General features: G+C 46.9%; 22 protein-coding genes and 2 pseudogenes. 10 read left to right on the top strand and 14 right to left on the bottom strand.

Annotation, left to right across the window (positions count from 1 at the left end):
* Positions 1 to 63 precede the first annotated feature (63 nt).
* The 3 genes and pseudogenes from AUL54_RS06940 to nosA all read left to right on the top strand — a co-directional run bounded on the left by AUL54_RS06940 (position 64) and on the right by nosA (position 2,983).
* The gene (locus tag AUL54_RS06940) at positions 64 to 1,362 is read left to right on the top strand and encodes an Mg(2+)/citrate complex secondary transporter CitM (RefSeq protein WP_016936787.1); all 1,299 of its coding nucleotides are present in this window, start codon (positions 64 to 66) and stop codon (positions 1,360 to 1,362) included.
* Positions 1,363 to 1,413: 51 nt separating this feature from the next.
* Positions 1,414 to 1,699, top strand: a pseudogene (locus AUL54_RS06935) (MBL fold metallo-hydrolase); the annotation flags it as partial.
* Positions 1,700 to 1,891: 192 nt separating this feature from the next.
* Positions 1,892 to 2,983 (top strand): nitric oxide synthase, encoded by a 1,092-nt coding sequence (gene nosA / locus AUL54_RS06930; RefSeq protein WP_060963342.1) that lies wholly within the window; start codon positions 1,892 to 1,894, stop codon positions 2,981 to 2,983.
* Here the strand turns inward: nosA and AUL54_RS06925 are convergent.
* The gene (locus AUL54_RS06925; RefSeq protein WP_060963341.1) at positions 2,977 to 3,249 is read right to left on the bottom strand and encodes an acylphosphatase; all 273 of its coding nucleotides are present in this window, start codon (positions 3,247 to 3,249) and stop codon (positions 2,977 to 2,979) included. The genes nosA and AUL54_RS06925 overlap by 7 nt on opposite strands.
* A 67-nt stretch (positions 3,250 to 3,316) precedes the next feature.
* On the opposite strand from AUL54_RS06925, the gene AUL54_RS06920 reads away from it, so the two are divergent.
* Complete coding sequence (locus tag AUL54_RS06920) at positions 3,317 to 3,976, top strand: MOSC domain-containing protein (protein WP_060963340.1); 660 nt, start codon at positions 3,317 to 3,319, stop codon at positions 3,974 to 3,976.
* Between the two features lie 40 nt (positions 3,977 to 4,016).
* Here AUL54_RS06920 and AUL54_RS20590 read toward each other — a convergent pair whose 3' ends face one another.
* The 4 genes from AUL54_RS20590 to map form a co-directional block, all read right to left on the bottom strand.
* A complete protein-coding gene (locus tag AUL54_RS20590) occupies positions 4,017 to 4,151 on the bottom strand; it encodes a YflJ family protein (protein ID WP_003155609.1) in 135 nt (44 codons plus the stop codon).
* Between the two features lie 178 nt (positions 4,152 to 4,329).
* On the bottom strand, positions 4,330 to 4,485 hold the full coding sequence (locus tag AUL54_RS21145) for a hypothetical protein (protein ID WP_003155608.1): 156 nt from the start codon (positions 4,483 to 4,485) through the stop codon (positions 4,330 to 4,332).
* 81 nt (positions 4,486 to 4,566) lie between these two features.
* Positions 4,567 to 4,878 carry a DUF3243 domain-containing protein gene (locus AUL54_RS06915; protein ID WP_003155607.1) on the bottom strand — a complete coding sequence of 104 codons (312 nt, stop codon included), beginning with the start codon at positions 4,876 to 4,878 and terminating at the stop codon, positions 4,567 to 4,569.
* Between the two features lie 56 nt (positions 4,879 to 4,934).
* Positions 4,935 to 5,684 (bottom strand): type I methionyl aminopeptidase, encoded by a 750-nt coding sequence (gene map / locus AUL54_RS06910; RefSeq protein WP_003155605.1) that lies wholly within the window; start codon positions 5,682 to 5,684, stop codon positions 4,935 to 4,937.
* A 165-nt stretch (positions 5,685 to 5,849) separates the two neighbouring features.
* On the opposite strand from map, the gene nagE reads away from it, so the two are divergent.
* Positions 5,850 to 7,226 carry an N-acetylglucosamine-specific PTS transporter subunit IIBC gene (gene nagE, locus AUL54_RS06905; RefSeq protein ID WP_060963339.1) on the top strand — a complete coding sequence of 459 codons (1,377 nt, stop codon included), beginning with the start codon at positions 5,850 to 5,852 and terminating at the stop codon, positions 7,224 to 7,226.
* Positions 7,227 to 7,355: 129 nt separating this feature from the next.
* Positions 7,356 to 7,799, top strand: coding sequence for a YfmQ family protein (locus AUL54_RS06900; protein WP_007408492.1), 444 nt, complete (start codon positions 7,356 to 7,358; stop codon positions 7,797 to 7,799).
* A gap of 41 nt (positions 7,800 to 7,840) precedes the next feature.
* On the opposite strand, the gene AUL54_RS06895 is transcribed toward AUL54_RS06900, so the two are convergent.
* Positions 7,841 to 9,778, bottom strand: coding sequence for a lipoteichoic acid synthase (locus AUL54_RS06895; protein WP_060963338.1), 1,938 nt, complete (start codon positions 9,776 to 9,778; stop codon positions 7,841 to 7,843).
* A gap of 247 nt (positions 9,779 to 10,025) precedes the next feature.
* Between AUL54_RS06895 and AUL54_RS06890 the strand changes: the two genes are divergently transcribed.
* Entirely contained in the window at positions 10,026 to 10,403 is a 378-nt protein-coding gene (locus AUL54_RS06890) for a DnaJ family domain-containing protein (protein ID WP_016936778.1), read from the top strand.
* Positions 10,404 to 10,412: 9 nt separating this feature from the next.
* Here AUL54_RS06890 and AUL54_RS06885 read toward each other — a convergent pair whose 3' ends face one another.
* Genes AUL54_RS06885 through AUL54_RS06875 form a run of 3 tightly spaced genes read right to left on the bottom strand, consistent with a single transcriptional unit; the run spans position 10,413 to position 11,377 of the window.
* Positions 10,413 to 10,844 carry an Hsp20/alpha crystallin family protein gene (locus AUL54_RS06885; RefSeq protein ID WP_016936777.1) on the bottom strand — a complete coding sequence of 144 codons (432 nt, stop codon included), beginning with the start codon at positions 10,842 to 10,844 and terminating at the stop codon, positions 10,413 to 10,415.
* A gap of 15 nt (positions 10,845 to 10,859) precedes the next feature.
* Positions 10,860 to 11,102, bottom strand: a complete 243-nt coding sequence (locus tag AUL54_RS06880) for a spore germination protein (protein ID WP_003155595.1) — start codon at positions 11,100 to 11,102, stop codon at positions 10,860 to 10,862.
* Between the two features lie 14 nt (positions 11,103 to 11,116).
* Positions 11,117 to 11,377, bottom strand: a complete 261-nt coding sequence (locus tag AUL54_RS06875) for a spore germination protein (protein ID WP_007408496.1) — start codon at positions 11,375 to 11,377, stop codon at positions 11,117 to 11,119.
* 70 nt (positions 11,378 to 11,447) lie between these two features.
* On the opposite strand from AUL54_RS06875, the pseudogene AUL54_RS20585 reads away from it, so the two are divergent.
* Together AUL54_RS20585 and AUL54_RS06870 are read left to right on the top strand one after the other, a co-directional pair.
* Positions 11,448 to 11,576 (top strand): annotated as a pseudogene (locus tag AUL54_RS20585) (trehalose operon repressor); the annotation flags it as partial.
* A gap of 133 nt (positions 11,577 to 11,709) precedes the next feature.
* Positions 11,710 to 12,375 carry an NAD(P)H-dependent oxidoreductase gene (locus tag AUL54_RS06870; protein ID WP_016936776.1) on the top strand — a complete coding sequence of 222 codons (666 nt, stop codon included), beginning with the start codon at positions 11,710 to 11,712 and terminating at the stop codon, positions 12,373 to 12,375.
* 39 nt (positions 12,376 to 12,414) lie between these two features.
* Here AUL54_RS06870 and AUL54_RS06865 read toward each other — a convergent pair whose 3' ends face one another.
* The 3 genes from AUL54_RS06865 to AUL54_RS06855 form a co-directional block, all read right to left on the bottom strand.
* On the bottom strand, positions 12,415 to 13,176 hold the full coding sequence (locus tag AUL54_RS06865; RefSeq protein ID WP_060963337.1) for a YibE/F family protein: 762 nt from the start codon (positions 13,174 to 13,176) through the stop codon (positions 12,415 to 12,417).
* Positions 13,173 to 14,312, bottom strand: coding sequence for a YibE/F family protein (locus AUL54_RS06860; RefSeq protein ID WP_060963336.1), 1,140 nt, complete (start codon positions 14,310 to 14,312; stop codon positions 13,173 to 13,175). Before AUL54_RS06860 ends, AUL54_RS06865 begins: the two co-directional genes overlap by 4 nt.
* Before the next feature lie 181 nt (positions 14,313 to 14,493).
* The gene (locus AUL54_RS06855; protein WP_101605576.1) at positions 14,494 to 18,786 is read right to left on the bottom strand and encodes a multifunctional 2',3'-cyclic-nucleotide 2'-phosphodiesterase/3'-nucleotidase/5'-nucleotidase; all 4,293 of its coding nucleotides are present in this window, start codon (positions 18,784 to 18,786) and stop codon (positions 14,494 to 14,496) included.
* A 220-nt stretch (positions 18,787 to 19,006) separates the two neighbouring features.
* Between AUL54_RS06855 and AUL54_RS06850 the strand changes: the two genes are divergently transcribed.
* Positions 19,007 to 19,522, top strand: coding sequence for a type 1 glutamine amidotransferase domain-containing protein (locus AUL54_RS06850; protein WP_060963335.1), 516 nt, complete (start codon positions 19,007 to 19,009; stop codon positions 19,520 to 19,522).
* Positions 19,523 to 19,542: 20 nt separating this feature from the next.
* Here AUL54_RS06850 and AUL54_RS06845 read toward each other — a convergent pair whose 3' ends face one another.
* Both AUL54_RS06845 and AUL54_RS06840 read right to left on the bottom strand, forming a co-directional pair.
* A complete protein-coding gene (locus AUL54_RS06845; RefSeq protein WP_060963334.1) occupies positions 19,543 to 20,574 on the bottom strand; it encodes a LacI family DNA-binding transcriptional regulator in 1,032 nt (343 codons plus the stop codon).
* A gap of 137 nt (positions 20,575 to 20,711) precedes the next feature.
* Positions 20,712 to 21,596, bottom strand: coding sequence for a shikimate dehydrogenase (locus AUL54_RS06840; protein WP_060963333.1), 885 nt, complete (start codon positions 21,594 to 21,596; stop codon positions 20,712 to 20,714).
* Positions 21,597 to 21,620: the final 24 nt, after the last annotated feature.

Here is a 21,620-nt window from a genome sequence, read left to right as displayed (position 1 = left end):
AGGCGGATAAAGGGGAATCGGGCCTTTAAAATGTAAGCGTATTCATAATAAGGGGGACATACTGTGTTAGCAATCTTAGGCTTTCTTATGATGGTTGTTTTTATGGTGCTGATTATGACAAAACGGCTTTCGGTGTTAACGGCGCTCGTATTGACGCCGATCGTCTTTGCGCTGATTGCCGGCTTTTCATTTAATCGGGTCGGCGGGATGATGATCTCCGGTATTGAACAGGTGGCGCCGATTGCAGTCATGATTATGTTCGCGATTCTTTATTTCGGCATTATGATTGATACCGGTTTATTCGATCCGATGGTTGCGCGTATTTTAAAACTGGTCAAGGGCGATCCGCTCAAAATTGTTGTCGGAACAGCCGTGCTGACCATGCTTGTCGCGCTGGACGGAGACGGTTCGACGACGTATATGATTACAACTAGCGCAATGCTGCCTTTATATATCATGCTCGGAATCCGTCCGATTATTTTAGCGGGAATCGCCGGGGTCGGCATGGGGATTATGAACACGATCCCATGGGGCGGCGCGACGCCGCGTGCGGCGAGCGCGCTCGGCGTGGACCCGGCGGAGCTGACGGGACCGATGCTGCCTGTCATTGCGAGCGGCATGGTGTGTATGATTGCGGTCGCTTATGTACTCGGAAGGATGGAGAGGAAACGGCTCGGGGTGATCGAATTAAAGCAGCCGTCCCATACAAATGAAACGGCTGCGGCTGCAGAAGATGAATGGAAGCGGCCGAAACTGTGGTGGTTCAATTTACTGTTAACGCTTTCTTTAGTCGGGTTTTTAGTATCAGGAAAAGTGAATTTAACCGTGCTGTTCATCATCGCGTTTTGTATCGCGCTGATTGTCAATTATCCGAAGCTTAACGATCAAAGGGAGCGCATTTCAGCCCATTCGAGCAATGTGCTGGCGATCGGGTCGATGATTTTTGCCGCAGGCGTGTTTACCGGAATTTTAACGGGGACGAAGATGGTTGATGAAATGGCCATCTCTCTCGTTTCGCTTATTCCGGAGCAGCTGGGGGGATTTATTCCGGCGATTGTTGCCTTAACGAGCGGTATTTTTACATTTCTGATGCCCAATGACGCCTATTTTTACGGCGTGCTGCCCATTTTGTCCGAAACCGCCGTGGCGTATGGTGTTGATAAGGTGGAAATCGCCCGCGCTTCGATTATCGGCCAGCCGATTCATATGTTAAGCCCGCTCGTGCCGTCGACGCATTTATTAGTCGGGCTTGCCGGGGTAACCATTGATGAGCATCAGAAATTTGCGATGAAATGGGCGGTTCTCGCCGTTATCGTCATGACTGCCTTTGCACTCCTTATCGGCGCGATCACGATTTTTTAACATAAAACAGCCTGTTCGCCGCACACTAAAGGCATCAGAGGAGGTGCCATGATGAGTGATCCGTTTATGCCGCTTTTTTCGGTTAAAAGCGGCGGACGGCGTTTACGGACTGACCGTGCAGATTGCGAATGTTTACTTTATCGAAAATCCCTCGGTTCCGGGGGAAATCATTCTGGTTGACGCGGGAATGCCGCAATCGGCGGAAATGATTACAGATGAAATGAAACGCTGGTTCGGAGAGGGGTATCAGCTGAAGGCGGTCATTTTGACGCACGGCCATTTTGATCATGTCGGTGCGATGGAAGAGCTGCTTAAGCATTGGGATGTACCGGTTTATACGATGTCAGGAAAAAACTACCGTGATGATTTGCTTACACTGGCTGAAAAACTGCATTCCGTTTTGTGAAACACCTGCGAAAATCACAGGTGTTTTTTCTTTGCACTTTCCAGTATGAGACAAAAAAACCATTGTGTTCACCCTTAAAAACGATACAATGGGAAGCAGATGTAAATTGAAGGAGAGAGTTTTTTGAAACATACGGAATTACTCTGGGATGAGGCGAAGGATTTTATTGAGGTCTGCTATCAGGAACTCGGCATGGAATCACAAATCAATGCGCGTCTTCACGCGATAAAAGATGAGATAGATCGGACGGGCAGTTACGTCCATACGGCGGAAGAGCTTGAACACGGGGCGAAAATGGCATGGCGCAACAGCAACCGCTGTATCGGGCGTCTGTTCTGGCAATCGCTGAACGTCATTGACCGGCGCGGCGTGAATACGAAAGAAGAGGTGCGCGACGCTTTATTTGAACATATCGAAATCGCAACGAACGGCGGAAAAATTAAACCGACAATTACGATTTTCCCTCCTGAGAAGAATGGGGAGAAACAGGTGGAAATCTGGAATCATCAGCTCATCCGCTATGCGGGATATGAGACTGAAAAAGGAAGAATCGGCGATCCGGCATCGTATGAGCTGACGGCTGTCTGCGAAAAGCTCGGCTGGCGCGGAAAGCGGACTGATTTTGATATTTTGCCGCTGCTGTTCCGGATGAAAGGGGACGAGCAGCCGGTCTGGTACGACCTGCCTCAGGCTCTCGTGAAAGAGGTGCCGATCTCCCATCCTGATATAGTAGAGTTTGCCGATTTGAATATCAAATGGTACGGGGTTCCGATTATCGCCGATATGAGGCTTGAAATCGGCGGACTGTCGTACAACGCGGCGCCTTTTAACGGCTGGTATATGGGAACCGAAATCGGCGCAAGGAATCTCGCTGATGAGAAACGGTATGATCTGCTCAGAAAAATCGCGTCGGCCATAGGGATTTCATCCAGCCTGAATACCGACCTGTGGAAAGATCAGGTGCTTGTAGAACTGAATAAGGCAGTGCTCTATTCATACAAAAAACACGGTGTCAGCATTGTCGATCATCATACGGCGGCAAATCAATTTAAGCGCTTTGAAGAGCAGGAACAAGACGCGGGCAGAAAGCTGACGGGAGACTGGACCTGGCTGATTCCGCCGATCTCGCCGGCTTCCACCCACATTTTCCATACATCATACGACAATACGATTGTGAAGCCGAATTATTTTTATCAGGACAAGCCTTATCAGTAACTGATGGAAAAGGTGCGGTACCCTTTCAGTTGGCGTGATTCTTCGATGGTTACGCCTGTTACCTTTGAGAAGGGGCTGCCTTTTCTGACGGCTTCGGCAAAGTGTTTTAACGACTCTTCAGGGCCTTCGGCAAGGATTTCAACCCGGCCGTCATCGCGGTTTTTGACCCAGCCGGTAATCTTATGTCTGTCTGCTTCCATCTGGACGAAGTAGCGAAAACCGACGCCTTGAACCCGGCCGTCTGCAAACATATGATATTGAAGCATGGAAAAACCACCTTTTTCCTACTATGATAAAGGAAAGATATGATATTTCGCAAAGGATGTGAACGGGATGACGCAAGACTATTCTGTCTTATCTATCAATCTCGGAATGCCGGCAATTCATGAATTTGCCGGCAGACAAATCAATTCCGGCATCGTCAAGCGGCCTGCGGATTCTTCCGTCATGCTGTATAAAAACCATTTTGCGGGGGACGGACAAGCCGATCTGAAGAATCACGGCGGCGCTGATAAAGCGGTGTGCGTGTATCCCGCCGAGCATTATTCATATTGGGAAACAATGCTTGCGAGAAAGCTGCCCGCCGCAGCGTTCGGAGAGAATGTAACGGTCAAAGGGCTGGCCGAACAGGACGTATGGATCGGAGACGTGTTTCAGCTGGGCGAAGCCGTCGTGCAAGTAAGCCAGCCGCGCCAGCCCTGCGTCAAACTCGCCCTCAAGTACGGCATCAAAGATATGGTGCTCCGTGTACAGCAGACGGGATTTACCGGCTTTTATTTCAGGGTGCTTGAAGAAGGATATGTCGATCCGCATCCGGTCCTCAAGCGTTTGTCGCGAGGCAAAGAAAGCATTTCCGTCTGGTATGCGAATGAAGTGAAGTACCGTGATTCAGGCAATCTGCCGGCCATTGAAGAAGTGCTGCGGGAAGAAGCGCTGTCAGAAAGCTGGAGGGAGTCCTTCCTTAAAAAAAGAGACCGGCTCTTGAATGTATAGAAAAAAAGCCGTGCTGCACTGACAGCACGGCTGATTGACGTTATGCTTGTTTCTTTGTTTCCAGCAGATTGGCAAGGAAATACTTTTTGAAGCTTTGAAGCTTTCTTCCTTCATAGTGGGTAATTCCTTTTTTCTTTAATTCTTCTACATACCAGCCTTTACTGCCATAATGCATGTCAGAAAACTCCTTTCTCATTCTCCCTCAGGGGAGAGTTTCTTCAGTTTTTGCCAAACTTTTGGCATTGTAACATCTATAAAAAGACGCTGAAAAGGGGTAAAGCAAAAACTGAGCCTTTCGATTCAGAGATGTAAAGCTTTCTTACATATATATGTAAAGGGCGGTCTTTTCATGCTTAATGGCCGGTTAATTTTAACAGCACCGTGCCGAGTGTCATAATTCCGAATACGACGCCGAAATAAATCAGCATCCCCTTCTTTTTCTTCACCCCGTAAACGGTAAGAATGATGCTTTCAATAAAGAAAATAAACCCGAAGATAATAAACCACATGTTGAAAAATGGCTCCTTTCACAGACATATGTCCAGTGTAGCACATCTCTTGTCACGAAACATAAAAAGCCGGGCACTGTATCAGTGTCCGGCAAGTTTGACGAGAAGCTGGGCCAAATGCTGTTTTTCATTGTCATCCGCAATATCCCACAGCTCTTGTAAAAGTTTTTCTTCCGCATTGCGGGGCTCCTCGTGCTTGGCGAGATAGTCCCCGAGGATGGCGGCGCTTTTGATGATTTTGCTGTCATCCAGGCCTAGTTTCTTTCCGGCGGAAATTTTCTGGTGAAGGTACGCTTTAAATTCCTCGAAATCCTCTAAAATCTGCTGTTTCGTTACGCCGTGCATGGCGTGTATTTCGTTTTCGATTTTGATTTTTTCTTTATCTTTTTTCATGCGTCTCCCTCCTTCGGGTTAGTTGTTGTATACCTGTTTGGAAGGGAGATGAAACATTACAATGCCGTTAAAATAATCGGTTTGTCTTTTGTGATGACGATGGTGTGCTCCACTTGGGCGACAAGGCTTTTATCCGGTGTTTTATATGTCCAGCCGTCTCCCGCTTCAACAATGGTTTCAGCCTTCGTGGAAATAAACGGCTCAAGCGCGATCACGGTGCCGTTTTTAAACAGCGCGTTATCAAACGGATCGTAGTAATTCATGATGTGGTTCGGCGCTTCATGGAGGTTTCTGCCGATTCCGTGGCCCGTCAGCGTTTTAATGACGGTAAATCCGTTGGAGCGGGCTTCATGGTAGACGGCTCTGCCGATCTGATTTTGGCGTTTGCCGGCTTTTGCCTGATCCAATCCTTTCTGAAATGCGGATGCTGCGCAGTTACAAAGCTTTTGCAGACGTTCATCGCCTTCTCCGAGCACAAATGAAATGCCCGTATCTGAATAAAAACCGCCGAACTCCGCCGAAATATCGATATTTACAAGATCTCCGGCTTTTAAGATTTTAGAGGCGCTCGGAATGCCGTGAGCGACTTCGTCATTTACGCTGATGCATGTCACGCCGGGGAAATCGTATTCCTTCTCCGGAGCGGAAGCAGCTCCGTGTTCGTCAAGCACCGCCTTTCCGATCAGGTCAAGATCTTTCGTGCTCATGCCGGGCTCTGCCTTTTTCTTCATTTCTTCACGCGCCAGGGCGACGATTCTGCCGATTTTTTTAAGACCTTCTAATTCTTGATCGTTCGTTACAATCATTGTCATTCCCGCTTTCTATGTTTAATCATCTGATTCAAGCTTACCACAACTGCTTTATAAATAGAAAACCAACAAGCCTTATGTGCATAAATGAAGGGAAAATTGGTATAGATCACTAGATAACTTATGTGATATATTTAAGAAAAAAGAAGGGGGATGGGTAAAATGCTTCAATTTTTGCAAAAACTCGGAAAATCCTTTATGCTTCCGATTGCCGTTCTGCCCGCCGTGGGTATTATTTTGGCCATCGGCAGAGAGGATTTATTAAATATTCCGTTCATTTATGCGGCGGGGACAGCGGTATTTGATCATTTGCCGCTGATTTTTGCGATCGGAATCGCGATCGGGATCTCAAAAGACAGCAATGGGGCCGCCGCTCTGTCGGGAGCAATTTCCTATATCATGCTGGACGCGGCTGTAAAATCAATCAATTCGACAAATAATATGGCCGTTTTCGGAGGGATTATCGCGGGGTTAATTGCGGGATACACGTATAATCGATTTAAGGATACGAAGCTGCCTGAATATCTCGGATTTTTCAGCGGCCGCAGGCTCGTTCCGATTGTAACGGCGCTGATTACCATTATTTTGGCCGGTATTTTCGGCTTTGTGTGGCCGCCGATTCAGTCGGTGATTACGTCATTCGGGGAATGGATGATCGGGCTCGGGGGCATCGGCGCCGGAATTTTCGGGATTTTTAACCGGCTTTTGATTCCATTCGGTCTTCATCACGTGCTGAATAATATTTTTTGGTTCCAATTTGGCGATTTTCACGGAAAAACGGGAGATCTGGCCCGCTTCTTTGCGAAGGATCCGACGGCCGGGACTTATATGACGGGGTTCTTCCCGATTATGATGTTCGGGCTTCCGGCCGCTTGTCTGGCAATGATTGCCGCAGCTAAGCCAAGCAAGCGCAAAGCAACGGCCGGGATGATGATCGGTCTTGCGCTGACGGCATTTATTACCGGAATTACAGAACCGATTGAATTTGCATTTATGTTTTTATCACCGCTTCTGTACGGGGTTCATGCTTTATTAACCGGATTCTCTTTATTTATCGTCAATATTCTCGGCATCAGATCAGGCTTTTCGTTCTCAGCGGGGGCGATAGATTATCTTCTCAGCTACGGTATTGCGGAAAAACCGCTTTTGCTGCTCGTTGTCGGGCTTTGTTATGCGGTGATCTATTTTGCCGTCTTCTACGTGCTCATCAAATCGTTAAACTTGAAGACGCCGGGACGGGAAGATGATGAGGAAGAGGAAGAAGTGCTTAGTGAGGATACGGCCGGTTCGGTTGAAGAACATGCCATGCTCAAGGGGCTCGGCGGCAGACAAAATCTCGAAACGATTGACCACTGTGCGACCCGCCTCAGACTGACCGTTCAGGATACATCCCTCATTAATGAGACGGCACTTAAAAAAGCGGGAGCAAAAGGGGTTATCAAAACGGGGAATAAAACGGCGCAGGTCATTATCGGGCCGAACGTCGAATTTGTTGCAGAAGAGCTGAGAGAGGCCGTCCGTCATGACGGTCAGAAGTAGACCGAAGCCCGGATCATTTATGTGATCCGGGTTTTTTGTGAACATATATCAAGTTTCACATAATGGACAAAAAACAACGTTTCCTTCTGTGGTAAGATTCATGTAGAACAAGTATGGAGATGATGTAAGGTGACGTGGATTGCAGTTGTTTCAATTGTTGTCATAAGTTTGATTAAGATTGTGCTGACATGCCTTCCTACCGGAGCGGTGGAATGGATTCTCCGAAAATTTGAAACCCATTCGAAGCTCAGTGACGCGTCCGCTGCCGTATCCCTCGGCGGAAAACGTCTGGAAGGCGAAGACAAACGCCGGGTGATTGATGATTTTAACGAAGCCGTATTTATCGAACGGCATTATATATACCCAGGTGATGAAGAGCGGTATCTTCATCCGCAGAACGGAGCCGATCCGCTTGTCATTAAGACGAGAAAAGGGAAAAAAGATGTGACGGTGTTTGTATACAGCTATGAAGATCATGTAGATGTCGTCAAACAGCAGAAAAAGAAAGTCGTCGCTTATTCGGTTCTTTCCGACAGCCTGCAAAAGCGCTCTATGGCCGCTGCCGGGAGCTGAACGATAAAAAAGCCAGATCATTGATATGATCTGGCTTTTGTTTATTCTTTTTGATCATCTGCTGAAGAATCTTCACGCTTTGTATAATCGAATTGTGAAGGATCCACTTTCTTGAAGCCTTTCGGCTGGTAGAAGCGAAGCAGATCTCCGTTGATGATCTTATCAGACATTTCAAGCTCAGTCTTGACGAGTGAGTCTTCTTTTTTGTCGACTTCTGAATCATCTAAAAGTCTTCCGGTTTTCGTATCGTAATACTTGCCGGATACTTTCGTGTAGTTCGGTGAGATGAAGTCGCCGTTACGGAACGGAATCACTTCTCTGTGCTCTTTCGATAAGATATCTGAACCTGACATGAGATAATCTTTCGTATCGACGCCGAGCAGATGGAGAACGGTCGGCGCGACATCGACATCGCCGGCAAATTTATGATTGCGGCCGCCTTTCACGCCCGGAGCGTGGATAAAGAGCGGAACCCGCTGAAGCTGGGCATTCTCGTATTCATTGATCTCATCTTTGCCAAGCACTTTCGCCATCGCTTTATTATGGTTTTCAGAGATGCCGTAGTGGTCTCCGTACATCACAATAATCGATTTATCATACAGGCCGTCTTTTTTCAGGTCATGAAAGAACTGTTCGATTGATTCATCCAGATAGTTCGCGGACTGGAAGTAGTTATTGACGACCGAATCGCCAAAGTCTCCCGCCGGGAAGTCTGTGTCTTCTTTATCCATCCCGAACGGGAAGTGGTTTGACAGCGTAATGAACTTCGTATAGAACGGCTGCGGCAGGCTCTTTAAGAGCGGCATGGATTCTTTGAAATACGGTTTGTCTTTCATGCCGTAGTTTTTCGTATTCTCTTCGCTCATGTCATAATAAGCAGAATCGAAAAACTTATCGATGCCTTCCGCTTTGTACATTTCGTTACGGTTCCAGAACGTCTGCGTATTTCCGTGGAAAGCGGCAGACGTGTAGTTTTTGCCTTTTAAAATCGCAGGAACGGACTGCAGCGTGTTTTGCGCTTTATTGACGAAAACCGAACCTTGCGAGAGCGGGTACAGAGAGTTCTCCATCATAAATTCCGCATCTGATGTTTTACCTTGTCCCGTTTGGTGGAAAAAGTTATCAAAGTAGAATGTTTGATTGTCATGCGCCAGTTTGTTTAAAAACGGCGTCACTTCCTTGCCGTTAATTTTGTAATCAATGATGAAGGACTGCAGAGACTCTAATGAGACGTAGATGACGTTTTTTCCTTCGGCTTTACCGAAGTAGACGTTGTTCGGCACGTCATAGTTGGCCTTCATATAGTTTTCCACATCCGTTACATCGCTTGAATCGGCAAGCGCGCGCTGGCTGTTTGACTTCACATTCTGCACGGCATCGTAAATCGTAAAGTTGTACGTGCCCAAGTATTTCACCAGATAGTTACGGTCAAATGAGCGTGTCAAAAGCTCAGGACGGTCGGTTTCCGCTACGGCGAGGTTGATCAGGAACACAAGCACGGCGGAAGCCAAAACGATTCTGAATGATTTCTTCGCCGGTTTTTCAGCCGGTTTTTTCATCTTAATGGCCAAAATAATCAAAATGACGGTATCCAGGAAGTAGAAGACGTCTGTCCATCTCATTAATGAGAACGCGCTGTCTCCGAGCTGGCCGCCGTTTGTTTTTGCCTGCATCATGACCGGGATGGTAATGAAATCATTAAAGAATCTATAATAGACGATGTTTGCATAAAGCAAAAAAGACAATAAAAAATGAATCACAATAATGGCTGTCTGCTGTAATTTTTTCTTGAAAAGAAGTCCAAATCCAAGAAAGAACAGTCCGGAGCTCAGCGGATTCACAAAAAGCAATATTTTCTGGATCGTGTTGTCTATGCCGAGGTTAAAGTTTAAAATATAAGCAGCATATGTTTTCACCCATAATAACACGACCGCTATCAAGAAGAAGGCAAGTCCTCTTTCTTTTATAAATGTTTTCATTGTTACACTCCTTTTTTCCGATCACGGTTTACACGGAACGATAGAAAAAACGAACGTAATCAATATACCATGAAACCAGCAAATAGAAAAGGTGGAAAAGGCTCATCGGAAAAAGGGCGAAAAACGCTGTCGCAACGGAGGTTTATCTGTTGAAAGCCGGCTATGAAAAATTCGAATGGAACAAAATGGGATATGGATTTTTGTATGGATATGATCCGGTTTAATTGAAAAAAGGAGGTAACAAGTGATGGATATTGCCCATATCGTGGCTGAAGATAAAATCAAGCGCGCCATTAAGGATGGAGAATTCGCCGGCATCAAAGGCATGGGAAAGCCCCTGCCGAAAGACGATGCCGCACATCTTCCGGAGTCGCTCAGAATGGGCTACCGCATGTTGAAAAATGCCGGGATCGCCGAGGATGAGGGCGCGCTGAAGAAAGAGCTGATGACGCTCGATTATTTGATCGCCAAGTGCCGCAATGAAACGGAGCTGGATCACCTGCGGAACAAACGGACGGAAAAACAAGTCAGACTCGACAAGCTGACGGAGGAGAGAGACATGTTCTCAGAACCCGCATCTTCTCATTATAAGGAGAAAGTGTACAGACGCCTGAACCGTCCGTAAACCGGTTCCTTATATTTTCTGCTGAAAAGGAATGTATTCCATAAGGCGCGGATAGGAAATGTGTAGCAGGCCGTTCATGCACTGCGCCTGCAGCAGATGGGGCTCAGCCGGTTCAGGAAGTTCAATCGTCTCATCAATTTCTCCGTAATACCGGTTTTGGCAGATCCCCATGTCCTTTGGAAAAAGGGGCGTGATATTTCCTTTTATATGCAGCCGCGTTCTTGACACCAGCCTCAATGTCAATTCTTCTTCGTAAACGCCGGGCATTTCCACAATGACAAATGTGTGCTGTTCATCCTGATAGATATCATAAACCAGGGTGTTTTTTTGTAAGGAGAAAAACTCTTCGGGAGATTTCCGTTTCAGGACATTGGTCCAAAAGTCGCTGGGCTTGTGCTCGTTTGTAATCTCAAGCCACTTTCTCATTTTTTCGATATCCACTTCAGCAAACCCCCCTTATATTTGATTTGCGATCGGCATTGACGGGTTGGCGATCTGATCCTGGTCGCTCACATCAGGATCAAGATGGCCCGAATTCAAACATCCGGCGGCCGGTGAAAAGTCTCCTAAAGAAAAGTTCGCGCCGACAAATTTGCTGTTGGCGGTGTGGCTGTTTTGTACGGTCTGACCGATATCGACGTTTCCGTTTTGGGTGGCTCCGTTTACTTTTATATTGACGACGTTAATTTGGTAAGGCATTCATAAAAACCCCTTTAATCTATAATGGGCGGCACCGGCGTAATATTTGCGGTATCTGCGGTTCCGATGGCTGTCTGGTCGTTTACATCAGGATCATTTAACAAGTTCTCCATCATCGATTCTATAGGTGACGTATCGCCGAATGAAGAGTTCAGTCCTTGTGATTTGTTGTTTGTGGTGGGACTGTTGTATGCCGCTTCCCCAATCGTAATAGATCCGTTGCCAGAAATACTGTTAATCTTCAGATAGTACAGGTTGATAACAGTGGATGGCATCTCTTCACACCTCTTTAACTTAGTTGTACAGTACTGTATGCTTTTTGCGCTCCTGTTGTGAATTCCGCCCGGATTCAGCCATATGGCGGTCGTGAAAAACCGTATCTTTTTGGAGGGCGCCAGCCTCTTTCAGTACACAGAAAGCCGGCACAGGCTCGATATATTCGGTTTCGTCGGCTTTGCGAGAAGAGAAAAATAAAAACGGACTGCATCGGCAGCCCGTTTTTTTGTCAGTATCAAAATGAATACTATCCAACAAAAATGTGCGTACTGGTACTTTCAAAAATAATGGCTACAATAGTACATAACGAGATAAAAAGGAGAGATCATGAATGTCAGATAAAAAACAGCAGATCATCGAAGCGTATCAATTCAGACACGCCACAAAGGAATTTGATCCTGAGAAAAAAATTTCAGAAAGCGATTTTGAATTCATTTTAGAAACGGGAAGACTGTCCCCAAGCTCACTCGGTTTGGAGCCTTGGAAATTTGTCGTCGTTCAAAACCCGGAGCTTCGTGAAAAACTCCGCGAGTTCACATGGGGCGCGCAAAAGCAGCTGCCGACTGCAAGCCACTTCGTACTTCTGCTTGCCCGGACGGCAAAGGATATCCGTTTTGACGCCGATTATGTCAAAAACCACTTGAAGGAAGTCAAAAAAATGCCGGAAGATATGTATGAAGGCTATATCAGCAAAACAGAAGATTTCCAGAAAAATGATTTCAATCTGCTTGAATCAGATCGCGCGCTGTTTGACTGGGCTTCAAAACAGACATACATCGCCCTTGGCAATATGATGACAGCCGCGGCGCAGATCGGAATCGACTCCTGCCCTGTAGAAGGCTTCAACTACAAAGAAATCCACCGGATTCTTGAAGAAGAAGGACTTCTGGAAAACGGAAGTTTCGACATCTCTGTCATGGCCGCATTCGGTTACCGTGTCAGAGAACCGCGTCCGAAAACAAGATCTGCCGCAAAAGACGTTGTAAAGTGGGTATAAGGTAAATAAAAAAAGCTGCCGGGAGTTTCCCGGCAGCTTTTAACGTTTCGTCTGTTTCGCTAAAAAACAGGCGGTGATCCAGGACGTAACGGGAATGATGATGCCGATCCCGACGCCGGCGCAAAGAATGGTGACGGCTTCCGCGCTGAAGACTTTTGAGTTCACTATTTTTTCAGCAGAGTATGATAAGTCTTTAAACCATATAATTAAAGCCAAATAGCTGCCGAAAAAAGCAAAGAATAGCGTATTTGTATTCGTTCCTAAAATATCTCTTCCGATGCTTAAACCGAATTTGTACAGATCTTTTCGGCTCATGGACGGATTATAGCTGTAAATCTCTCTCATGGGTGATGTAATGGAGATCGCGACATCGGTAATTGCCCCTATCGTGCCCATAATGATCATAGCCGCGGTAACCTTCACAAAATCCACCCCGACAAAAAGTGTGAATATGCCGATATCACCCAGTTCTTCTTCACCAAACCCTTGAATCGAAGTCTGTTTCGTGACGGCCAGAATAAAAAACAGCATCAATACGATCGTCAGCATGGCAGCAATAAAGGCGGTTACGGTTTTGACGTTTCCCCCGTTAATATAAAAAAGTGTAATGCTGCAAATCGCGGCGGAAGAGAGCAACGTTAAAACAATCGGATTGATGTGCGGGTCAGTCATTAAAATGATGGTGAGAAAGAGAACGCCGAAATTTAAAAATAGCGCAATAAAAGACCTCGCTCCCTTTTTACCGCCGATGAGAACCATCAATAGAAATAAAATCGCCGCAAGAATTACGATGACATTCATGAGCTTGCCTTCTTTCGTTTAATAAAAAAGACAGAAGCATACAGACTGGCGGGGATGGTTAATACAATTCCGATTCCCCCGGCCAATGCTCTGGCTATTTCCAAGGAAATGTTCATAGAAAGAGTGAATCCTATCGGGGAATCATTTTTCAAATACAAAAGCATCATCGGTATAGAGCCGCTGATATAGGCAAAAAACAGAATGTTGGTCATCGCCCCCATGATGTCTTTACCGATCTCCATTCCGGAACGTTTGAGTGCTTGTAATGAGATACTCTTGTTTTCTTCATATAATCCAAAGACAGATGACGTCATGGTAATGGCCACATCCATGACCGCTCCCAGTGATCCGATAAATACTCCGGCCATGAACACCGTGTGATAAGGGCGGGTTAAATACTGCATTTCTTCATATCTGAGACCTTTTTCTCCGGTTGCCGCCATCACCAAATACGTAATGAGCAGGGAGACAAAAGTGCCTGCGAGCGTCGCGGCTATGGCGGCATATGTTTTCTCGTGAAAACCGCTGACAAGCAGCAATGAAATGACAGTAAAGATGAGAATGCAGATACCGCAGATGAAAATCAGCCCGATATTCGGGTGCTTTCGGTACAAATCTAATGCATAAGACAATAAAACAGCGTTAAACATCAGGCTGATGATCGAAAAGAAGCCTTGTTTTTTGCCGACGATCAGTAAGGTGAATATGAAAATCCAAGCGATCAGCAAAAGCTGTTTATCCCGTTTTTTATCTATAATGCTTCCGGATATATCCTTACTTGATGTTTTCCCTTTATCAATAGAGACGAATACTTCATCGCCGGGCTGATACTTTTGATCATTCGCTCCGGATGAGGAATACTGATTGGACAAATGAATGAGCTTTCCTTTTTGACTGCCGTTTTCAAGTTTGGCTGTAATCGTCTGATTGAAAATCTTATCTTTGTTTTTGTGCATGTCCTGCACATCAGACTGGTGTTCCAATGCTGTTTTTGTCACTTTGGCAATCGGGCGCTCATAAAAAGAAGCGTTGTAATTGACGAAAATGAGCGAGCTGATACAGCAAAGCGCTGTTATCACGTAAAACAGCTTTATTTTGTAAGTCATGCTGTTGCGTTTGTTTTTTGTTATTTTCAAAAAAAGTCCTCCAAACAGGCCCCGCTGTGAAGTGTCAAGCTATGCAGCTGCTGCATAAATAACGCTCATATTTTATCATTCGGCCGTACCGCTGTCGATTCAGAAGGCGGACCGGGAAAAGCTCCCCTGACATCAGATCAGGAGAGCTTTTGGGATGAACCGGCCGAGAAAAGCGGCCTTTTTATGCTTCATTCACTTTTTTTGCTTTTCTTCTTTGATACAGATACAGTGCCGTTCCGAGCGCGCTGATGAGAAACCCGGCAAGGAGGATGGAATACATCGCTGTGGCTGTATCAGGAAGCAGGCCGCCCGGCGATACTCCGTCCTGCGCTTGGCCGGATGAAGGGTTTTGTCCGTTTGGCTGCTTTCCGGAGCCGTGATCTCCGCTTGTCGGCGGCGCGCTCTTCGTGTTTGCGTTTAATATGGCGTATTCACTGAAATGATTGGTATAGCCCGTGACGAGATCGTGTGAAACCGATCCGTTGTCTGTTTTTGTATAGACGTTCTTTTTCCGGTCTATGTGATAAATGCCCGGCTGTTTCGCCTTTTTCGTATTCTCAATGCGCATGGTAAGCTTTACAGGCGCTTTGAATGTTTTGATGTCTTTGTTTTTCTGCTTCATTGTAAAGTCGTATACATTTGAAAGCGCGCCGCTTACTTTCTTTTTCGGCGTCACGCCGAACCGTGTGTCATTAGCTGCAGCGTTTGCCATCGGCATTTTCATGCTGAACTTGTCATGCAGGATCGTAAGGGAAGAATCAGATGTTCTGTCCCTTAACAGGCCGATCTGATTTTTGGTTACGCTGAGATCAATCGGCTTTTTGGCGCCGTCATTCTTGTCGTAGTATACGATCGGTGTATTGGCGTTTTTGGCATAGGCCGCAAATGCGCTGTCATCTTCAAGCGTCCACGAGCCGTTTTTTTGCTTCGTCGGCAGGTACACTTCTTGCGCGCGGCCGTCAACTTTCGGTTCCACCGCTTTTCCCGCTTTTTCAAGCTGCTCGATGAAGACCTCATAGTCGACAAAGCCAAGGTCTTCTTTATGGGACGCTTCGTTAAAGACGGAATATCCGTCTCCGCCTTCACCGACAAAGTTACTGGTGGCGACTCTGTATGTTTTCTTATCAGAAATCGGCTTTACGCTGCCGTCATCCTGCACGGCCGCAGCTTGAAGAACGCGGTGTCCCGGCTTTTTATTCAGTGTAAACGTGTATGTTAAACCGGCAACTTGAGGGAAGGCGCCCCCTTGAGCCTCAATTCCGCTTAACCCTTGTTCCAAGGCTTGTTTGATCTGTTTCCCGGTTAAATCCGCGACGTAAAGCGTGTTGCCGAACGGCATCACATTCAGCACATCGCCGAGTGTGATGTCTCCTTTATCAATGCCTGCGCGGATGCCGCCCCCGTTTGTGATCGCGATCTGGGCGCCGGAGGCTTCCTTCGCTTTTTGCAGCATGCCGTCCGCGATGAAGTTTCCGAGATTGGTTTCTTTAGAGCGGACATGCTCGCGCCGGCCGTCAAGCGCAACTTTCGTGGAGCCGACTTTTTCATTTTTGACGGAGACGAGCTCTTTTTTAAACGGATTAAGCTCTGTTTTCAGATCCGGATCTTCTTTCGTCTGCTCATTCACCGGCAGGGCTTGAAGAGAGGATTGTTCCGGCAGGACGACCCCATTTTTGTCAAATGCGACATCCACCCGGCCTAAATATTCGCCGTATTCTTTTGCCTGGGCGACGATGGTCGGCTCTTCGTTTTTGACAATTTCCATTTTATCTACAAGCGTATGCGTATGTCCGCCGACGATTAAGTCAATGCCTTTTACTTTTTTGGCGAGATCGAGATCACGCTGATGCCCGATATGGGTCAGGGCGATAATTTTATTGACATGTTCCTTGTTCTGTATTTCTTTTACCGTACCTTGTGCGGATTGGAAGGCATCATTAAAGACAATGCTTTTACCCGGGCTTGATGTGACGGACGTATCTTCCGTCGTTAAGCCGAATACGGCAACTTTTTCTCCGTTTACATCAAGCAGAATGTATGGATAGATGCCTGCTTTTTTCTTTTTCCCTGCCGTAAAGGTGTCTGCTTTTTTCATGAATGGTCTGAGTTTTGACTCTTTGGACACATCGACATTTGAGCTGACGAGCGGGAAGTCAGGCGCTTGGAAATTGTATTTTCCGGGCGGGTCAGCCGCGCTTCCGTTCCCGCTCAGGAAGCTGGCGAGAGCACCCGGGCCTTTATCAAATTCATGATTTCCGAAGGTCATTGCGTCGTAGCCCATGCTGTTCATCAATTTTAAATCAGCCAGCCCCTGCCACTTTGTAAAATAGAGATCGCCTGAGAAAACGTCTCCCGCATCAAGCAGAATGCTGCGGTCGGTTTCGCCTCTGATTTCTTTGATTTTCGTCATCCGCCTCGCCGCGTTATCAAGATGGGCGTGCGTGTCGTTTGTATGCATAACGGTGAGTTTCCATGCGTCATCTTTCGGAGGATCTGTGCCCGATTCATCATCTTTGAATTGGAGCTTGTACTGTCCATAGCCGGCGTTTTGTGATTTTCCGATATAGGCGACGTCATCTGCGCGGTCGGCAAACGGCTTTGCGGCCAAGGAGGATTCAAATGTCAGGTTCGTCCCTTTGACCGGAAGGATGGACCAGTTATGATCAGCCTGCGGATTAATTGTTTTCTGCTGGATGATGTAATCCATTAAGACCTGCCTGTTTTCATCGGCTGATGAGTATACGATTTTATCATTGCTTAAGTGAGGAAATCCTCCGCCTCCTGAAGCGCGGTAATTATTTGTGACAATCAGAAATTCCTGCTTGGCGCTGACGGGCTTTCCTTGATAAGAAAGGTTGACGATCCTGCTTGCATCGGGATGAATGACTGTTCCGTTTTCGTTGTATTTCGCCGGTTTAGTGACATCGACCTGATAGGTGACGCCGTCAATGACATCAAAATTGTATGAGCGGTAGGCGTCATTTAAAAGCGCTTGGCTGCCGCCTTTTGCCTGATCGATCTGATTAAATTGCCCTGCGGACATTTCAAGCCAGTCTTTCACTTCGCTGCCGTTCAGCTTGACGATCTGAACCGTGTTGTCATACAGGTATAAATCGCCGATATTTTTGATGGCGAGGTCACCTGCGGAAATGTTTGTATAGTAGTTTGAACCGTTCCGCCCGCCGGCTTTAAACGGAGCGCCCGCCGAGAGGATTGGCAGATCTTTATATTCTGTATCTTTCATCCTATTTTCGGCGTACCATTTTTGCGCATCCGTCACGATTTGAATGGACGGATCATCTTTGACTTGGGCGAAAAAACTGTTGATATCGGCTTTTGTCTGGCCGACGGGTTCTCTGATGTATTGCAGTGTGCTTTCATGCGCTTTTTTGACGGTATTGACGACGGTTTCGTTTTCCGAAGTCACATTGCCGGCAATCGGCTCGATCCTGCCTTTTCCATCTTCCACATGCCATGCGCCGTCTGTTTTTTCAAGCCGGAGGTTGATGACGCCCGCATATTTGCCCCAGCTGCTTGACATGACAACGGGGATGCCGTTAATCGTGCCTTTATCGACGTCGAATTGATCAGCGCCTTTGTATTCGCCATCAGGGAACAGACCGTGCTGATGGCCTGATACGATCGCGTCAATTCCGCTGACTTTCGTTGCCAGATCAAAAACGGCATTTTCCGCACGGGAGGACTGTGCTTTTTTTTCGATGCCGCTGTGGGCGAGGGCGATGACGATATCAGCACCTTCAGCTTTCATTTTCGGAACGGTTTTCTTCGCGGATTCCACAATGTCCTCGACTTGAACGCGTCCTTCAAGATTTTTTTTATCCCACGTCATGATTTGGGGAGGGACAAAGCCGATGTAGCCGACTTTTAGCTGGTGTTTTCCGCCGTTTTCATCCGTAACGGTTTTGTCTTTTATGACATAAGGCGTATAACGGTTTTCACCGCTCAATGTTTTCACATTGGCGTTGACGATCGGATAATCAGCGCCTTTCATCGTCCCGTCCAGAAAATCCAGCCCGTAATTAAATTCATGATTGCCGAGTGTTCCTGCGTCATAGTGCAGACTATTCATCACTTCAATGATCGGATGGGTCTTTGCGCCTGAAATGATATCGTTTTTCTGATATTTTACAGCGTATTCTCCGAGGGGATTTCCTTGAATCAGGTCTCCGTTATCGACAAGCAGCGTATTCGGATTTTCGCTTCTGTGCTTCGCAATGAGCTGAGCCGTTCGGGCCAGCCCGAATTCCGTTGTCGGTTTGTCGCTGTAGTAATCGTAGTCCATCATATTGGCGTGAACGTCAGTTGTCGCTAAAATGCTGAGATTCACACTGGAGGATTTGTTTTCTTCTGCTTTAATGGGTGTTATTGGGAGGATTAGACTAAGTATCATAACTAGGGGCAGCAGAATACGGAGTGTCTTATTGACGCTGCATCGTCTTTTCTGTATTCTCACCTGTTCTCCACCTTTCAACAAATTTTGTCATGCAGTACCATTGTAAGAATATTTTGTGAAAGTTTATATAGATTTCATGATGATTCTTGTAAAAAGAAGAAAAATGAGGATAATGACCTATGTAAAACGAATGGGCGGCAAATGAGTCTTTTATGTTTGATGTTAGTGTGGCTGGGGTACATGGATTTATGTAGACTTCATCAAGCAGGAGGTAGTAACTATGGGTAAAAAAATTGCAGTTGTATTAACGGATTATTTTGAGGACGTCGAGTATACAGAACCTGTGAAAGCTTTTGAAGATGCGGGTCATGAATTAACAGTGATTGAACAGGAAAAAGGAAAAACAGTCAAAGGCAAACAAGGGGAAGCGGAAGTGAAAGTGGATGCGTCCATAGATGATGTGAATCCGAAAGACTTTGACGCATTGCTGATCCCGGGCGGATTCTCACCTGACATGCTGCGTGCGGATGACCGATTCGTCCAATTTGCCAAAGCGTTTATGGATGATAAAAAACCGGTTTTCGCCATCTGCCACGGCCCTCAGCTTCTTATCAACGCGAAAGCATTGGACGGGCGCAAAGCGACAGGATTTACATCCATTCGTATTGACATGGAAAACGCAGGCGCAAATGTGGTGGATGAAGAAGTCGTCGTCTGCCAGAACCAGCTGGTCACAAGCCGCACACCGGATGACATTCCGGCATTCAACCGCGAGTCATTAAAACTGCTTGCATAATATAAAAGCGGAGCGCCGTATCAGGCGTTCCGCTTTTTTTGTGAAGATTCACGAATGACCAGCTCAGGCGCCAAAATAATGCGCTGTTTTTGGTGCTGGGAATTGGTGATTTTATGATGCAGCAATTGAGCCGCTTCTTTTCCCGACTGCCGCGGAAAAGAAGCAACGGTTGTAAGCGGGGGATAAGAAATTTCAGCTTCCGGCACGTTGTCAAAGCCGACAATATCAATATCTTCGCCCGGGATGAGTCCTGCTTTTCTGATCCCTTGCATGACGCCGAACGCGACCAAATCACTGAAGCAGAAAATCGCGGCCGGGCGCTCAGGCCGGCGGAGCAGCTTCATCACAGCTTCATAGCCTGCCTCGCGGGTCGGCGCGCTGTCAATCACAAATTCACTTTTCACTGCAAGATCCGCTTCACGGAGCGCTTTTTTAAACCCTTTTATCCGTTTCGTCCATGTTGATGAGTGCTTCACGCCGCCCAGAAACGCAATCTCCTGATGCCCTTTTTCAATGAGATGGCGCACTGCCTTATAGGTGCCTTCCTCATAGTCAGCTCCGACAAAATCACAGTCCGCATCGGCAATCTCCCTGACGGCGAGCACGACCGGAATATCAAGCTGCTCAAGGCGGGAAAGGGTTTCCTCGGCCGCGCCTGAAACCGGGCATAAAATCAATCCGCCGACCCTGTGTTCCAGCATGGTCGAGATCAGCTGCTCCTGTTTGGCGACGGAATCAAATGTCGTGCCTAAGAGCACTGTTAATCCGACTTCCTCGAGTGTATTCTGCACGCCGATCAGAAACTCTGAGAAAAACGTATTGGAAATGTCAGTGATAATCAATCCTACCGTTGTAGACGTCTGTGATCGTAAATTCGCGGCGACCCGATCATATACGTACCCAAGCTCCCGCATGGACTGCAGCACTTTCTCACGGGTTGCTTCGGAAATTCGCGGATTATTGCGGACGATTAATGAGGCGGTGGATGTTGAGACGCCGGCATGCTCAGCGACCTGCTGCAATGTCACCCGGCGTTTTTTTTGCTGTTTCATACGTCGCATTCCTCACTTGGTTATTATTCGTTACCTCCATTATAAGCGTTTTGGCGCGTGAGAAGAAAGAGAGAGGGGGAGAAAAAGATAAAGCGCCGGAAGACGGATTGTCCTTCGGCGCTTTCTATCACAATAGATTATTCAAACATCTGCTCTTTAATATACTGAACCGGCATTTCACGGCCTGTCCAATATTCAAACGCCTTGGCGCCCTGCCAAAGCATCATGCCGAGGCCGTTAATGGTTTTGCAGCCGGCCGCTTGAGCCTGTTCAAGCAATTTCGACGTAACGGGGGTGTAAACGACGTCTGTCACAATCAAATCCGGACGGAGCATGGATGTGTCTTCAATAACACTCAAGCCTTCAAGCGGTTTCATGCCGACACCCGTTCCGTTTGTAAAAATATCGCTTGAAGCGATTTCAGCACGCAGCGCATCTTGATCTTCGAGCGGGAAAAGATTCGCTTTACAAGAAGAGCCCTTCATTTCTTCATTAATGATGCGGACATTCTCTTCCGCCTTTTCGAAAAACGCGTCATTGCGGGCGAAAATTGAGATTTCGCCGAGGCCTTCCAATGCGGATTGAATCGCAATCGGAGTGGCGGCTCCGCCGGAACCGACCAGCGTCATTTTTTTGCCTGTGATGTCGATGCCGTGTTCTTTTAGGTTGCGGACGTATCCCATACCGTCAGTGGAGTGTCCGATCAATTTTCCGTTCTCATTCACCACTGTATTCACCGCGCCGGTGAATTTCGCTGAATCCGCGAGTTCATCGAGGTAAGGGAGAATGTTCATCTTGTTCGGCATCGAGACATTGAAGCCCCTGACGTTTAAGGCGCGCATTCCCGTCACCACATCTTCAAGCTGTTCATTGCCGACTTCAAATGCGAGGTAAGCGTAGTTCAGCCCTAATTTTTTAAACGCCAGGTTGTGCATCGCCGGAGATAAAGAGTGTCCGATCGGTGTCGCGAATAATCCGATAAGCTGCGTTTTTCCGTTAATCCGTCCTAAATCTTTCTTCATGATGTATTCCTCCGTTAGTCCATT

Source organism: Bacillus sp. SDLI1 (assembly GCF_001553895.1).
Taxonomy (GTDB): Bacteria; Bacillota; Bacilli; order Bacillales; family Bacillaceae; genus Bacillus; species Bacillus siamensis.
This window is presented reverse-complemented; position numbering and strand designations above follow the sequence as displayed.

What these genes read in the sequence shown, in the direction of transcription:
- AUL54_RS21145 (WP_003155608.1), bottom strand. Translation starts at nt 4,485, where the DNA reads ATGTGGTTTATTATCTTCGGGTTTATTTTCTTTATTGAAAGCATCATT.
- AUL54_RS06865 (WP_060963337.1), bottom strand. Translation starts at nt 13,176, where the DNA reads ATGAATGTCATCGTAATTCTTGCGGCGATTTTATTTCTATTGATGGTT.
- AUL54_RS06850 (WP_060963335.1), top strand. Translation starts at nt 19,007, where the DNA reads ATGGGTAAAAAAATTGCAGTTGTATTAACGGATTATTTTGAGGACGTC.
- AUL54_RS06890 (WP_016936778.1), top strand. Translation starts at nt 10,026, where the DNA reads ATGGATATTGCCCATATCGTGGCTGAAGATAAAATCAAGCGCGCCATT.
- AUL54_RS06875 (WP_007408496.1), bottom strand. Translation starts at nt 11,377, where the DNA reads ATGCCATCCACTGTTATCAACCTGTACTATCTGAAGATTAACAGTATT.
- map (WP_003155605.1), bottom strand. Translation starts at nt 5,684, where the DNA reads ATGATTGTAACGAACGATCAAGAATTAGAAGGTCTTAAAAAAATCGGC.
- AUL54_RS06920 (WP_060963340.1), top strand. Translation starts at nt 3,317, where the DNA reads ATGACGCAAGACTATTCTGTCTTATCTATCAATCTCGGAATGCCGGCA.
- AUL54_RS06895 (WP_060963338.1), bottom strand. Translation starts at nt 9,778, where the DNA reads ATGAAAACATTTATAAAAGAAAGAGGACTTGCCTTCTTCTTGATAGCG.
- AUL54_RS06915 (WP_003155607.1), bottom strand. Translation starts at nt 4,878, where the DNA reads ATGAAAAAAGATAAAGAAAAAATCAAAATCGAAAACGAAATACACGCC.
- AUL54_RS06845 (WP_060963334.1), bottom strand. Translation starts at nt 20,574, where the DNA reads ATGAAACAGCAAAAAAAACGCCGGGTGACATTGCAGCAGGTCGCTGAG.
- AUL54_RS06840 (WP_060963333.1), bottom strand. Translation starts at nt 21,596, where the DNA reads ATGAAGAAAGATTTAGGACGGATTAACGGAAAAACGCAGCTTATCGGA.
- nagE (WP_060963339.1), top strand. Translation starts at nt 5,850, where the DNA reads ATGCTTCAATTTTTGCAAAAACTCGGAAAATCCTTTATGCTTCCGATT.
- AUL54_RS06925 (WP_060963341.1), bottom strand. Translation starts at nt 3,249, where the DNA reads ATGCTTCAATATCATATGTTTGCAGACGGCCGGGTTCAAGGCGTCGGT.
- AUL54_RS20590 (WP_003155609.1), bottom strand. Translation starts at nt 4,151, where the DNA reads ATGCATTATGGCAGTAAAGGCTGGTATGTAGAAGAATTAAAGAAAAAA.
- AUL54_RS06880 (WP_003155595.1), bottom strand. Translation starts at nt 11,102, where the DNA reads ATGCCTTACCAAATTAACGTCGTCAATATAAAAGTAAACGGAGCCACC.
- AUL54_RS06870 (WP_016936776.1), top strand. Translation starts at nt 11,710, where the DNA reads ATGTCAGATAAAAAACAGCAGATCATCGAAGCGTATCAATTCAGACAC.